Here is a 16262-nt window from a genome sequence, read left to right as displayed (position 1 = left end):
CCGTGGACGTCGATCTCGCGCCGCAGCCGGTCGGCGCGGCGGATCTCACGGGTGCGGTCTCGGACCTGGTATCGGTGAGTTTCGATGTGGCCGAACAGGTTCCGATTCGCGCGCGACTGCTCGCACTCGCCCCCGACGAACACGTACTGGTGCTGGTGGTGCACCACATCGGGGCCGACGGCTTCTCGATGGGTCCGCTGGCCCGCGACCTGGCCGCCGCCTACGCCGCCAGGTCCGCCGGACAGCGGCCCGATTGGTCACCGCTGCCCGTGCAGTACGCCGATTACGCACTCTGGCAGCGCGAATTGCTCGGCTCCGCGGACGATCCGCAGTCGCTGCTGTCCCGGCAGCAACGCTACTGGGTCGATCGATTGCGCGGTCTCCCGGACGTTTCGGCGCTGCCGACCGACCGCCCCCGCCCGGCCGTCGCATCGCATCGCGGCGCGACCTACGGCTTCACCCTCGAGCCAGGTGTGGTGGCGGATCTGCGCGACCTGGCCGCCGCCCACGGCGTGACCCTGTTCATGGTCTTCCACGCCGCCCTGGCCGTGGTGCTGTCGCGCTTGTCCGGCACCTCGGATATCGCTGTCGGAACACCGGTTTCGGGTCGCGGCTCGGCGCAGCTGGACGACCTGGTCGGGATGTTCGTCAATACCGTCGTACTGCGCACCCGCACCGACGCCGCGGCCTCCTTCGCCGCGGTGCTGGCGCACGTGCGCGAGGTCGACCTGGATGCCTTCGCGCACGCGGAGATTCCGTTCGAACAGGTCGTGGAGGCCCTGGATCCGCCGCGCAGCCAGGCCCATCACCCGCTGTTCCAAGTGCTGCTCGCTTTCCATAACCTGGACCGGGCGAGCATCGAACTCCCGGGCCTCGCGGTGACGCCGGTGCGCGCCGATACCGGCGTCGAACGCTTCGATCTGACGCTGACACTCACCGACACACCCGACGAGCAGGGCGCGATTCCGGTCGATATCGGCTATGCCACCGAGCTTTTCGATCCGGCCTCGATCGCGACACTGGCCGCACGCCTGCAACGGGTCTTCGGCGTGATCACCGCCGATCCCGCCGTCGCGGTGCGCGATATCGACCTGCTGTCCACGTGCGAACGCCGCCTGCTCGCCGAGGAATGGGCCCGCACCGGCACCCCTGATCTCGGTGACCTCGACGTGGCCGCGGACAGCGTGACGCTGCCCGTCCTGCTGGCCGCCGCGGTAGCCGCGAATCCCGACGGCGACGGGGTCGTCGACGGGGACCGGCGGATGACCTATCGGGAGCTCGACGAACGCTCGAACAGGCTGGCCCGCTTGCTGATCGCGCGCGAGATCGGCCCGGAGTCCGTCGTCGCCGTCGCGCTCCCGCGCTCGCTCGAATGGGTGCTCGCGGTGTGGGCGATCACCAAGTCCGGCGCGGGATTCCTGTCCCTCGACCCCGCGTACCCGCTCGAACGCAATCGCTTCATGTGCGCCGATTCCGGTGTGCTGCTGGGGATTACAGCGAGCCGATATGTGGCTACCCTGCCGCAGGACGATATCGCCTGGCTGTCCCTGGATACTCCGGCGGTGACCGATCCGATCCAGCACCATCCGCCGGCGCCGGTCACCGATGCCGACCGGTGCGCGCCGCTGCGGCCCGGCAATACCGCCTACATCGTCTACACCTCGGGCTCCACCGGAAAACCGAAGGGCGTGGAGGTCACCCATGCCGGCCTGGCGGCGGTCGCCGCCGCGCAGCGCCGCGACTACGCGATCGATGCCGATGCCCGCGTATTGGGCGTCTCCGCACGCACTTTCGACGCCGCGATGCTGGAACTGCTGCTGGCGGTCCCGGCGGGCGCGGCCCTGGTCATCGCGCCCGCCGACGTCTACGGCGGGCAGCCGCTCACCGAACTGATGCGCGAGCGGCGCATCAGCCACGCCTTCCTGACCCCGTCGGTGGTGTCCTCCCTCGAACCCGAGGGCCTGGACGAGCTGCGGGTGCTGACGGTCGGCGGCGAACGCTACCCGGCGCGCCTCGTCGACCGCTGGTCGCGTACCGATACGGCGGGGCAGCGCCGGTTCTTCAACACCTACGGCCCCACCGAGGCCAGCATCATCATGATGATCAGCGGCGAACTGCGCGCCGGTGATCCGATCGAGCTGGGCTCGGCTATTCCCGGCATGGGCGTGCTGGTGCTGGACGCGTCCCTGCGCCCGGTGCCGGTGGGTGTCATCGGCGAGCTGTACATCTCGGGCGCGGGACTGGCCCGGGGATACCTGAGCCGTCCGGCGGCGACCGCCGCCGCGTTCGTGGCCAACCCGTTCGGCGCGGCGGGCGACCGGCTGTACCGGAGCGGTGATCTGGTGCGCTGGACGGGCGTCGAATCCGATTCCGGCACCGGCGTACTCACCTTCGTCGGTCGGGCCGACTTCCAGGTGAAGGTGCGCGGGCAGCGCCTCGAACTCGGCGAGATCGAAGCCGCGCTCTGCGAAATCGACGGGATCGCACAGGCCGTCGCCATCGTCCATACCCCCGGTGCGCCCGCGGATTCCGGGCCACGGCTGGTGAGCTATGTCGTCGCCCGCCCCGGCGGTGTGATCGACCCGGCGCGGATCCGGCAGGCGGCCGCCGATCGGCTGCCCGGCTACATGGTCCCCGACGTGGTGATGGTGCTCGACGAACTGCCCTTGACCACCACCGGCAAGGTGGATCGGCGGGCGCTGCCGGAACCGATCCTGTCGGCCCGGGAATTCCGGGCCCCGTCCACCCCGGTCGAGGAGATCGTCGCGGCGGTCTTCGCCGAGGTGCTCGGCGTGGACCGGGTCGGCGTGGACGACGACTTCTTCGCACTCGGCGGCGACTCCATCGTCTCCATCCAGGTGGTGGCCAAGGCCCGCGCCCGCGGGGTGATGTTCGGTCCCCGAGACGTTTTCGAACAGCGCACCCCGGCTCGGCTGGCAGCCGGCGCGCAGACCGCCGGTCCGGTCGCCGGTCTGGCCGAGCTGCCCGGTGGCGGCCGCGGCGAGGTGCCGCTGCTGCCGGTCGCGCAGTGGATGGTGGAGTGGGGCAGGGGATTCGACCGATTCGAACAGCACGTGGTGCTGCGCCTGCCCGGCGGCGTCGACCGGCCCGCGCTGAACGCGGCGCTGACCGCGCTGCTGGATCGTCACGACATGCTGCGCTCGCGGCTGCGGTCCGAACGGACCGGCGAATGGTCGCTGCTGGTGGCCGCGCCGGGAGAATCGGACGCGGAGGCGGTGCTGCATCGTCGCGAACTCGAGCCCGGCGCGGACACCCCGGCAGGCCGGGCGGCGATCGCGGAAATCGCTGCGGTGGAACTCGATTCGGCAATGCACCGGCTGCGCCCGGCCGACGGCGTGATGGTCCAAGTCGTCTGGCTCGACCCGCAGGACGGGACGCCGGGCTGGCTGCTGATGGTGGCGCATCACCTGGTGGTCGACGGGGTCTCGTGGCGGGTGCTGGTGCCCGATCTGCTCTCCGCGCTGGAACAGGCGGTGGCCGGTCGGGTTCCGGAGCTGGAGCCGGTCGGGACGTCCATGCGGCGGTGGGCGCACGGGCTGCGCACCGCCGCGACGGACCCGGTGCGGGTGGCGGAGCTGGAACTGTGGCAGCGGATGGCCGCGGGCACCGACCCGGTCTGGGGCGGCCGGGAACTCGATCCCGCCATCGACACCGCGTCCACCCTCGAACAGCTCGACCTGCGGCTGCCCGAGCCGATCACCCGGGGCTTGCTCTCGCGCGTGCCCGCCGTCTTCCACGGCGGCGCCGATGACGCCCTGATCGCGGGACTGGCTGTGGCCGTGCGGATCTGGCGCGAACGGCGCGGTATCGACGATCCCTCGGTGCTGATCCGCCTGGAAGGGCATGGGCGCGAAGAACAGGTGGTCGCGGGCGCGGACCTGTCGCGTACCGTCGGCTGGTTCACCTCCATGTTCCCGGTCCGATTCGATTTGGACGGCATCGACGCCGTCGCAGCCGTGCGCTCGGTCAAGGAAACCCTGCGCTCGATCCCGGACAAGGGCATCGGCTACGGCCTGCTGCGCTACCTCAACGCGGAAACCGGTGCGCTGCTGCCGGATCGGATGCCGGGGCGGATCGGATTCAACTACCTGGGCCGGATCTCGGCCGCCGATATCGGCAGCGGCGGCCTGCACGGCGGTCTCGGCGAGCTCACCGCGCCACCCGATCCGGCGATGCCGGTGACGGTCGCGGTGGACGTGAGCGCGATCGTGATCGAGGACCAGCTGCGGGCGGTGTTCCGATTCCCGCGCACCCTGCTGGACCCGGCGGAGGTCCGGGAGCTGGCCGACCTGTGGTCGCAGGTGCTGACCACGATCACCGAATACGCCGAAACACCCGGTGCGGGTGGGCATTCCCCATCGGACTTCGGACTGGTGACCCTCACCCAACCGGAGATCACCGCGCTCGAACACGCCTACCCCGCGCTGACCGACGTCTGGCCGTTGACCCCCCTTCAGGGCGGATTGCTGTTCCACGCCGAACTGGCGGGCACCGACGCCGATGCCTATGTGGCACAGCTGGTGCTGCACCTGACCGGTGCGCTGGACCCGGCACGGTTACGTGCGGCCGCCGCCACCGTGGTGCGCCGCCACAGCGGTCTGCGCAGCGCCTTCACCACCACCGCCGACGGCGCAACTGTCGCCGTGGTCTGCGATGATGTCGAATTGCCTTGGCAGATAACAGATCTGACCGGGCATCCCGATCCCGAAACCGGTCTCGCCGAACTCGCGGCGGCCGAACAATCCCGCCCCTTCGACCTCGGCGCGGCGCCGCTGCTGCGGTTCACGCTCGTGGTGATGCCCGCCGACCGCTGGGCCTTGATTCTCACCAACCATCACGTCATCCTCGACGGCTGGTCCTATCCGCTGCTGGTCACCGAATTGTTCACCGAATACGCCGGAGCCGAGCCGGGCTGGACGCCCGGATCGTATCGGGATTACCTGGCGTGGTTGGCAAGTCGCGACCGCGCCGCCGCACTGAGCGCGTGGGCCGCAGCCCTCGACGGCGTGGAACCCACCCTGGTCGCCGGTAATACGAATCCCGGATCCACGACGGTGGCCGAACAGGCGATCGCCATCGACCGGGCCGAGACCCGCGAACTGGTGGCCGCCGCCGCCTCCGCCGGCGTCACCGTGAACACCGTCCTGCAATCGGCCTGGGCGATCATGATGGCCCTGCTGACCGGCCGCACCGATGTGGTGTTCGGTGCGACCGTCTCCGGCCGCCCCGGCGAACTGCCCGCCGCCGAGCACACCATCGGCCTGTTCATCAATACCGTGCCCACCCGGGTCCGGCTGCACCCCGGCGAGACCGTGACCGGCCTGTGGACCCGCATCCACGCCGAGCAGGCGGCGCTGCTGGAACACCATCACCTCGGATTGCGGGATATCCACGCGCACACCGGCACCGACGGTCTCTTCGACACCCTGATGGTGCTCGAGTCCTACCCGGTGGACATGCGCGATATCGAACACGCGGTCGGCCACGGCGATCTCGCCATCACCGGCGTCTCGGCCAAGGACGCCACCCACTATCCGCTGTCCTGCACCGCAATGCTCCAGGACGACCTGCGGATTCGGCTGCAATACCGGCCCGAAGTGTTCGACGCCGCCGATATCGGTCTACTCGCCGACCGGCTGCGCCGGGTGCTGCGCACCATCGCCCGCGGCCCCGCCCTGGACCTGCGTGCGGTCGAGGCGCTCTCCGCGCCCGAGCGGTACCGCCTGGTCCACGAATGGGGCCGGATCGGCACCTGCGATCTCGACCTCACCGCGCTCGACGGACTCGACGACGCCGGGGCTCCGGCCGCGGGCATCACCCTGCCGGACGTGCTGGCGGCCGCAGTGGCCGCCGCTCCGGACGGCGACGCGGTCATCGACGGTGCGCGCCGGATGACATACCGCGAGCTGAATGATCGCTCGAATCGGTTGGCCCACATGCTGATCCGCCGTGGCATCGGAACCGAAGACGTGGTGGCGATCGCGGCGCCGCGCTCACTGGAATGGGTACTCGCGGTCTGGGCCGTCGCCAAGACCGGAGCCGCCTTCCTGTCCCTGGACCCCGCCCACCCGGCCGACCGGAATCGCTTCACCTGCGTCGACGCCGGGGTGCGCTGCGTGCTGACCCGGGGCGATCTCGGCTTCGAGGTCAGCGGGATGGCGGCGGTCGATCTCGACCGGCTCGAGCTGCCGCAACCGGCCGGCGCGGTGACGGACGCGGACCGGCGCGCGACGCCGCACCTCGGCAATACCGCCTATCTGGTGTACACCTCCGGTTCGACCGGACGCCCCAAGGGCGTCGAGGTCACCCACGCGGGATTGGCCGCCGTGCTGGCCGACCAGGTGCGGCGGTGCGCGGTCGATGCCGACTCCCGAGTGCTGGCGGTCGCCGCCCGCACCTTCGACGCGGCGATCCTCGAACTCCTGCTGGCCGTATCGGGTGCCGCGCCGCTGGTCGTCGCGCCCACGGAAGTGTATGGCGGGGAACCACTCCGGGAACTGCTGAGCGCGCGGCGGATCACGCACGCCTTCCTGACACCGGCGGTGGCCCTGTCCCTGGACCCGGCCGGACTCGACGACCTGCGAATGCTGGCGACCGGCGGCGATCGCTGCCCGGCGCGACTGGTGTCGCGGTGGGCCGGCACCGATACGGCGGGCCGCCGCCGGGTGCACAACCTGTACGGCCCGGCCGAGGCGACCATCTGGGTCACCGGCACCGAGCTGACGCCGGGCCGGACGCCCGGCATCGGCAATCCCATCGCGGGTGCGGGCGTGCTGGTGCTCGACGCCTGGTTGCGTCCGGTGCCGTTGGGTGCGGTCGGCGAATTGTATGTGGCGGGCGCGGGTCTGGCGCGCGGCTATCTGGGCCGGGCCGGGCTGACGGCGGCCCGGTTCGTCGCGAATCCGTTCGGCGCCTCGGGGCAGCGGCTGTATCGAACCGGTGACCTGGTGCGCTGGGAGGCCGGCGAATCCGGTTCGGGGACAGCGACACTGACCTTCGTCGGGCGCTCGGACTTCCAGGTGAAGGTCCGTGGGCAGCGCCTGGAGCTGGGCGAGGTCGAAGCCGCGCTGACGGCGATCGAGGGCATCGAACAGGCCGTGGCGCTGGTGCACGCTCCGGCGCAGGACGCCGGTGCGCGTCTGGTGGGATACGTTGTCCCGCTGCCGAATACCGTCGTGGATCCGGAACGGATCCGGCAGTCGGTGAGTGAACGACTGCCGGGCTACCTGGTGCCGGACCTGGTGGTGGTGCTCGACGACGTCCCGCTCACCAGCAGCGGCAAGATCGACCGCCGCGCGCTGCCGGAGCCGGTGTTCGCGCCCCGGAAGTTCCGCGCGCCATCCACCCCGGTCGAGGAGATCGTGGCCGGAGCCTTCGCCGAGGTGCTCGGCGTGGACCGGGTCGGCGTCGACGACGACTTCTTCACCCTGGGCGGGGATTCGATCGTCTCCATCCAGGTGGTCGCCCGGGCGCGGGCCCGGGGCGTCGTGTTCGGGCCGCGTGACGTCTTCGAACAGCGGACCCCCGGGCGACTGGCGATATGCGCCCGGCTCGCGGACGGCGCGGCCGCCGCGGGTCTGGCCGAGCTGGCCGGGGGCGGCGTCGGTGAGCTGCCGCTGCTGCCGGTGGCGCGGTGGATGGTGGAGTGGGGCAAGGGTTTCGACCGCTTCGATCAGCATGTGGTGTTGCGATTGCCGGACGGCGTGGACGAGACCGCCCTGACCGGCGCGGTACGGGCGGTGCTCGAGCGGCACGACATGCTGCGGTCGCGTCTGCGTCGCGGCGACTCCGGCGACTGGTCGCTGGTGGTCGCGCCGGCCGCGGAGATCGATGTCGACGCGGTACTGCACGGCTGCGTCGTCGAGGCCGAAGCCGATACCGAGACCGGTCGCCGCGCGGTCGCCGGCATCGCTGCCGCACAACTGCATTCGGCGCTGAACCGGCTCGATCCCGCCGCCGGCACGATGATCCAGTTCGTGTGGCTGGCACCGGCCGGAGGCGAAGCGGGCTGGCTGATCGTCGTGGCACACCACCTGGTGATCGACGGCGTCTCCTGGCGTGTGCTCGCACCGGATCTGCTGTCGGCCTTGACTCGCGACCGGACCGGCGGCACCCCGGCGCTCGAGCCGGTAGGCACCTCGATGCGGCGCTGGGCGCACGGATTGGCGAGCGCCGCCGCCGAACCCGGCCGGGTGGCCGAGCTGGCGCTGTGGCAGCGGATGGCCTCGGGCCCGGATCCGCTGTGGGGCGGCCGGGAGCTGGACCCCGCGATCGATACCGCCGCCACCCTCGAGCAGGTCGGCCTCGAACTGCCCGAGCCGGTGACCAGGTCCCTGCTCACGCGGGTGCCGGAGGTCTTCCACGGCGGCGTCAATGACGGACTGCTGGCGGGACTGGCGGTGGCCGTGGGTATTTGGCGCACCCGCCGGGGCATCCACGAGCCGTCGGTAAAGGTGCGCCTGGAGGGTCACGGCCGTGAAGAGCAGGCGGTCCCCGGGGCCGACCTGTCGCGCACGGTCGGCTGGTTCACCACCATGTTCCCGGTCCGATTCGACCTGACCGGCATCGATGTCGCGGCCGCCCGCACGCCGGGCGACGCGATCGGCGCGGCCGTGCTGTCGGTCAAGGAAACCCTGCGCGCGATCCCCGACAAGGGCATCGGCTACGGGCTGCTGCGCTACCTGAACCGGGAAACCGCCGCACTGCTGCCGGACCGCATGCCCGGCCGGATCGGCTTCAACTACCTGGGCCGGATCGCGGGCGCGGACGGAATCGACGGTGGGCTGGGCGATTTGGCCGTGCCGCCGGACCCGGAGATCCCGGTAACGGTGGCGCTCGACATCAGCGCGATCGTCGTCGAGGACCGGTTGCGCGCCGATATCCGCTTCCCGCGCACCCTGCTCGACCCCGCGGATATCGAAGAACTCGCGGCGCTGTGGAGCGAAGTGCTGACCGCGATCGCCGCACATGCCGAAACACCCGGTGCGGGCGGGTATTCACCCTCGGACTTCCCGCTGGTCGAATTGACCCGATCCGATGTCACCGCGCTCGAACACGCGTATCCCTCGCTGTCCGACGTCTGGCCGGTGACCCCGTTGCAGGCCGGGCTGCTCTTCCACGCCCAGCTGGCCGACCAGGCGGCGGGCGTCGATGTCTATGCGGCGCAGGTGGTGCTGCGCCTCGCCGGTGCACTGGACCTGGATCGGCTGCACGCCGCCGCGACCGGGCTGCTGGAGCGGCATCAGGGCTTGCGGACCGCGTTCACCACCATCGGCAGCGGTGCGAGCGTGGCCGTGGTCTGCGACGACGTCGAATTGCCTTGGCAGGTGGTCGATCTGACCGGCGAATCGGATGCGGAAGCGGCGCTGACACACCTCGCCGCCGCCGAGAAGGCCCGCCGGTTCGAACTCGCCATCGCGCCACTGCTGCGCTGCACCGTGGCCCGCCTGCCCGGCGATCGATGGGCGCTGATCCTGACCGACCATCACGTCATCCTGGACGGCTGGTCCTGGCCGCTGCTGGTCACGGACCTGTTCACCCGATACGCCGGCGGTCACGACGCGGCCCTCCCCGCAGGCTCCTATCGAGACTTCCTGGCGTGGTTGACGACTCGCGACCGCGAAGCGGCGCTGACCGCCTGGGCGGCCGCCCTCGACGGGATCGAACCGGCCTTGATCGGCGACCACGCCGGGGCCCCGACCGAGGCAGCCGCCGACCACTCGATCGTGATCGACGCCGCCGCCACCCGAAACCTGGTGGCCGTCGCGGCGGTCGCGGGCGTAACTCTGAACACCGTGCTGCAATCGGCGTGGGCGCTGCTGATGGCGCAGTCCATCGGCCACACCGATATCGTCTTCGGGGCCACCGTGTCCGGGCGCCCCGCCGAACTGCCCGCCGCCCAGCACACCATCGGGCTGTTCATCAATACGATCCCCACCCGCGTGCGGCTCGACCCCGCCGAATCCGTGGCCGCGCTGTGGACCCGGATTCAAGCCGAGCAAGCCGCGCTGCTCGACCACCATCACCTCGGCCTGCCGGACATTCACACGCTCACCGGCCACGACCGGCTCTTCGACACCGCCATGGTGCTGGAGTCCTATCCCGTGGACGCGCAACGAATCCGGGAGGTGGCCGACCTCGGCAGCCTCGAGCTGACCGGCGTGACCGGCACCGACTCCACGCATTACGCACTGTCCTGCACCGTGATTCAGCAGGACACCTTGCGCATCCGGCTGCAATACCGGCCGGAGCTGCTGGGCACCGCGGCTGTTGTGGCGTTGGGCGAGCGATTGCGAAACCTGCTGGCCGCCATCACCGCCGACCCCGCGGCCCCGGTACGCCGGCTCGAGCTGCTCACCGTGCCCGAGCGTGCGCGACTGCTGCGAGCAGCGGACCGCGACGAGCACGCGCGGCTCCTCGGCGGCGCCGAACCCGGCGGCGTGACCCTGCCCGAGCTGCTGGCAGCCGCCGTGGCCGCCAACCCGGACGGCGACGCGATCCTGGAGCGCGACCGGCGGCTCACCTATCGCGAGCTGGATGAGCGCTCGAATCGCCTGGCCCGCTACCTGATCGGGCACGGCGTCGGACCGGAATCCGTGGTGGCGATCGGCGTCTCCCGATCCCTCGAATGGCTGCTGAGCGTGTGGGCCGTCGCCAAGGCCGGTGCGGCATTCCTGTCCGTGGATCCCGCCCATCCGCTCGACCGGAACCGGTTCGTCTGCGCCGATTCCGTTGTGCGGGTAGGGATCACGTTGAGCCGGCATCGCGCCGCACTCCCCGATGACGGGCCGTCCTGGCTGGAGTTCGACGACCCGACCGTGGCGGCGGCGGTCGGCGCCTGCGCGGGTAGCGCGGTGACCGACGCGGACCGGCGGGCCCCGGTGCGCCCCGGCAATGCCGTCTATATCGTCTACACCTCCGGCTCGACCGGCCGGCCGAAGGGCGTCGAGGTCACCCACGCCGGGCTCGGCGCACTCGCCGCCGCCCACCGCCATCGGTACGGGGTCGAGAGCGGTTCCCGGGTATTGAGTGTCGGCGCACGCACATTCGACGTGGTCGTCCTGGAATTCCTGCTCGCCGTCTCCGCCGGAGCCGTGCTGGTGATGACCCCCGACGACGTCTACAGCGGACGGCCGCTGACCGAGCTGATGCGGGATCACCGGGTCAGCCACGCCTGGCTGACGCCGTCGGTGGCCGCCTCCCTCGACCCGGGCGACCTCGACGACCTGCGCGTCGTATGGGTCGGCGGTGAGCACTTCGCGCCCCAGCTGGTGGCGCGCTGGGCCGGTACCGACACCGCCGGTGTCCGCCGGATGTTCAACTCCTACGGCCCGACCGAGGCCACCATCATCACGACCGTCAGTCGCGAACTGCGGGCGGGCGATCCGATCACCATGGGTGCGGGCATCGCCGGGCTGCGATTGCTGGTACTGGATGCGTGGCTGCGGCCGGTGCCGGTGGGTGTGGTGGGTGAGCTGTACGTGTCGGGCGCGGGTGTGGCGCGCGGATATCGCGGGCGCGCCGGGCTGACGGCGGCCCGCTTCGTGGCCGATCCGTACGGCGCACCGGGACAACGGTTGTATCGCACCGGCGACCTGGTTCGCTGGACGGCCAGCGGGCCGGAAACCGAATCCGGTTCGGGGCAGCTGGAATTGATGTACCTGGGCCGCTCGGACTTCCAGGTGAAGGTGCGCGGACAGCGGCTGGAACTCGGTGAGATCGAGGCCGCGCTGTGCGAGCTGGACGGCATCGAACAATCGGTGGTGGTACACGTCCCCGGCGAAAACGGCGCAGCCGGTGGCCGGTTGGCGGGGTACGTCGTCGCCGGGCCGGGCCGGGTGCTGGACCCCGTGCAGATCCGCAAGGTGATGGGGGAGCGGCTGCCGCGGTACATGGTCCCGGACGCGGTGCTGGTCCTGGACCGGCTGCCGCTGAACACCAACGGCAAGGTGGATCGCAAAGCCCTGCCGGAGCCGGTCATCGCGACCTCGGAGTTCCGTGCGCCCGCCACCGCGGTGGAGCAACGGGTGGCCGCGGTATTCACCGAAGTGCTCGGTGTGGAACGAATCGGCCTCGACGACGACTTCTTCGCGCTGGGCGGGAATTCGCTCTCGGCAACCCGATTGGCGGCCCGGCTGGCGGACGGCGTCGGCGTGCCCGTGGCGGTCCGGGACGTTTTCGAAGCCTCGGTGGTGGGCGTGCTGGCCGACCTGCTGAACTCCCGCATCACCGGTGCGCCGGCGCTGGAACGCCCACGGCTGCGCGCCTGGGAGCGCCCCGAACGTGTACCGCTGTCGTTCGCGCAGCAGCGCATGTGGTTCGTGAACCGCTTCGCCCCGAAATCGATGGCCTACAGCATTCCCCTGGTGCTGCGGCTCTCCGGCGCGGTGGACACCGGCGCCCTGTCGGCCGCGATGTGGGATGTGCTGGCCCGTCACGAAGTACTGCGCACCCGCTACCCGGACGCGGACGGCGTGCCGTACCAGGTGGTGACACCCGTCGCCGACCTGGCCGGCGCCGTGGACCTCGAGCTGACCCCGCGGCCGGTGCGGGCACACGAGATCGAGGCCGAGGTCGCCGCTATCGTCGCCGCGGGTTTCGATGTGGCCGAACGGATTCCACTGCGCGCACGATTGCTGTCACCCGCGCCCGATGACTACGTGCTGGTCCTGGTGGTGCACCACATCGGCGCGGACGGGTTCTCCATGACCCCGCTGGCACGCGATCTGGCCACCGCGTACACGGCCCGGTGCGCCGGGCAGGAACCGGACTGGTCGCCGATGCCGGTGCAGTACGCCGACTACACCCTGTGGCAACGCGCGCTGCTGGGCGCCGCCGACGATCCGGAATCACTGCTCGCACAGCAGCTTCGATACTGGCGTGAGCAACTGCGCGAACTGCCCGAACTGCTGGAACTGCCGACCGATCGACCCCGGCCCGCCGTCGCGTCCCATCGCGGGGCCCGGCACGAGTTCACCCTGGAACCCGGACTGGTCGCCGCATTGCAACGGGTGGCGCAGACCTGCGGCGCGACCGTCTTCATGGTGTTCCACGCCGCCCTCGCCGTCGTGCTCGCCCGGCTCTCCGGCAGCGCCGATATCGCCGTCGGAACGCCGGTTTCGGGGCGCGGATCGGCCGAATTGGACGACCTGGTGGGCATGTTCGTCAATACCGTGGTGCTGCGCGCCCGCGTGGACGAGTCGATGACCTGCACCGAACTGCTCGCCGCGATCCGCGAGGTGGACCTGGATGCGTTCGCGCACGCCGAGATCCCCTTCGAACAGGTCGTGGAGGTGCTGGACCCGCCGCGCAGCCAAGCCCACCACCCGCTGTTCCAGGTGATGCTCGGCTTCCACAACCTCGATGCCGCCGCATTCTCGCTGCCCGGCGTCGAGGCGGCGGTATCCGGTGCGGACACCGGCATCGAACGCTTCGACCTGACCTTCACCCTCACCGATGCCCCCGACCACACCGGCGCGATCCCGGTCGGCATGAGCTACGCCACCGACCTTTTCGACGCGGCCACCATGGCGACGCTGGCGCGGCGGCTGCATGCCGTGCTCGGCGCGATCGCCGCCGATCCGGGTCTGCCGGTGCATCGCATCGACAGCCTGTCGGTGCCGGAACGCGAACAGCTGCTGTACATCTGGGGCCGCAACGATCGGTGCGTGAGCGAAACGGTCACGTTGCCCGAGCTGCTCGACGCCACCGTGAACGCGAACCCGGAGGGCGACGCGATCGTGGACGGTGAGCGGAGACTGACCTACCGGGAGCTCGACGAGCGCTCGAATCAACTGGCGCGCAGGCTGATCGAACTGGGAGCCGGTCCGGAATCGGTGGTCGCGGTCGCGGTGCCCCGGTCGCTCGAATGGGTGCTCGCGGTGTGGGCGATCGCCAAGACGGGCGCGGCGTTCCTGTCCGTGGACCCCGCGCATCCGCTGGAGCGCAATCGTTTCGTCTGCACCGATTCGGCTGTGCGGCTGGGTATTACGACACCGGAGTACCGCGCTTCCCTGCCGGAGGACGGCGTGATGTGGGTGGCCCCGGAGTCGCCGGAGGTGGCAGCGTGCCGGGCTACTGCGCTGACCGTTGCCGACCGTCGTGGCATACCGGCGGACAGCACGGCGTACGTGGTGTACACCTCGGGTTCCACCGGTCGACCCAAGGGCGTGGACGTCACGCACGCCGGACTCGCGTCCGTGGTGGCCGACCATCTGCGCCGCTGCGAGATCGGCGCGGATGACCGCGTATTGGGCGTTGCCGCGCGGACTTTCGACGCGGCGATACTGGAGCTTTTGCTCGCGCTCGCAGCGAGCGCGACCTTGGTGATGGCGCCCGCCGACGTGTACGGCGGGCAACCACTGAGCGAGCTCATGCGGGAGCGGCGCATCAGCCATGCCTTCCTGACACCCGCCGTGGCATCGACGCTGAATCCCGAAGAGCTCGAAGACCTTCGAGTGCTGCTGACCGGCGGCGACCGATGCTCCGCACAGCTGGTCGAACGCTGGTCGGGCACGGATTCGGCGGGCCTGCGCCAGATGCACAACCTGTACGGTCCGGCCGAGGCGACCATCTGGGTGACCGGGGCGGAGCTGGTCCCGGGAGCCGTGCCGGCGATCGGCGAACCGATCACCGGGATGTCGGCGGCGGTACTGGACGCCTGGTTGCGGCCGGTGCCGGTGGGCGTGGTGGGCGAGCTGTACGTCTCGGGATCCGGTGTGGCACGCGGCTACCGGGGCCGGGCCGGATTGACCGCGACCCGCTTCATCGCGAACCCGTTCGGCGTCGCCGGGGACCGCCTGTACCGAACCGGTGACCTGGTGCGCTGGGTCGCCGATGAATCCGGTTCGGCGACCCTGGAATTCGTCGGCCGATCCGATTTCCAGGTGAAGCTGCGCGGGCAGCGGCTGGAACTCGGCGAAGTCGAGGCCGCACTGGTCGCGGTGCCGGGGATCGAACAGGCCGCAGCGGCGATCCGCGAGGCGCGAAACGGTGAAAGCCCCAGCACCGCAGGGCGTTTGGTGGGATATGTGGTGGCGACGCCGGGGCTTCAGGTCGATCCGGAGGCCATTCGCTGCGCGGCGGGGCAGCAGCTGCCGGGTTACATGGTGCCGGACGTGGTGATGGTGCTCGACGAAATGCCGATGACCGCCACCGGGAAGATCGACCGGAAGGCCCTGCCGGATCCGGAGCTCCCGGCCCGCGTCTACCGCGAACCGTCCAAACCGCACGAGCGGCTCATCGCCGAGGTCTTCGCCGAAGTACTGGGTGTCACGCGGGTGGGCGCCGACGACGACTTCTTCGCGCTGGGCGGAAACTCGCTCAGCGCAGTGCAAGTCGTCTCGCTGGTGCATGCCCGCGCCGGTGCGCAACTGCGATACGACCAGCTCTTCGCGGACGCGACCCCGGCCTCGCTCGCGCGTTCCTTGGACACCGGCGCCGACCCGATGAACATCTCACTCGGTGTGCTGACCCCCTTGCGCTCCTCCGGCACCCGCTCGCCGCTGTTCTGCGTGCACCCCGGCGGCGGCCTGGCCTGGGTCTACGGGGCGCTGGTCGGCCATCTCGACTCCGACCGCCCCGTCTACGGACTGCAAGACCCGTATATCGTCGCCGACGAATCCCGGCTCGAATCGGTCGACGCCTATGCCGAGCGATATGTGCGCGAGATCCTGGACCGCTACCCCGACGCCACCTACAACCTGCTCGGCTGGTCGTTGGGTGGCCAGATCGCCCACGCCATGGCCGTGCGACTCCAGGACCTGGGCCGGCCGGTCGGGCTGCTGGCCCTGGTCGACGCCACCCCCGAATCGGGTGCGGGCGAGACCGTCGAACCGACGCGAAAAGAGGTGACCGCGGCGATCTCTCGCATTCTCGGCGGCTGGCGCGACATCCTGGAATTGGACGACGTTCCGGAGATCGGCGAGCTCGACGAGTTCTACGACCTGATCGCCGACCGCATCGGCCGTGCCGGAATCCTCGCGCCCCGGCAGGTGCAGCGCGTCCTGGAGAGCTTCTCCAACCCGCTGCCCTATCTTCCCGGCCGCTTCGCCGGTGACGCGGTGCTCTTCACCGCGGGGCGCGAAGCCGGGCGGGACCGCCTCGCCGACACCTGGCGCGGCCACATCACCGGTCGCATCGATCAGATCGCCATCGACGAGTGGCATACCGGAATGCTGAACGCGGACAAGGCCGCCGAGATCGCGCCGCTGCTGGAATCGCGGCTGCGGGCCCGCGGCTGA

Annotated in this window: 1 protein-coding gene (running past one end of the window); it reads left to right on the top strand. The window is 70.6% G+C overall.

What is annotated here, in order from left to right:
- On the top strand, nucleotides 1-16262 hold the 3' portion of the coding sequence (locus NI1_RS24460; RefSeq protein WP_084523612.1) for a non-ribosomal peptide synthetase. The gene continues 12025 nt to the left of window position 1, outside the view; only the last 16262 of its 28287 coding nucleotides appear in the window; the start codon falls outside the window, past its left edge; it ends in the stop codon at nucleotides 16260-16262.

Origin of the sequence: Nocardia inohanensis NBRC 100128, from assembly GCF_001612945.1 — a bacterium.
GTDB classification, from domain to species: domain Bacteria; phylum Actinomycetota; class Actinomycetes; order Mycobacteriales; family Mycobacteriaceae; genus Nocardia; species Nocardia inohanensis.
This window is presented reverse-complemented; position numbering and strand designations above follow the sequence as displayed.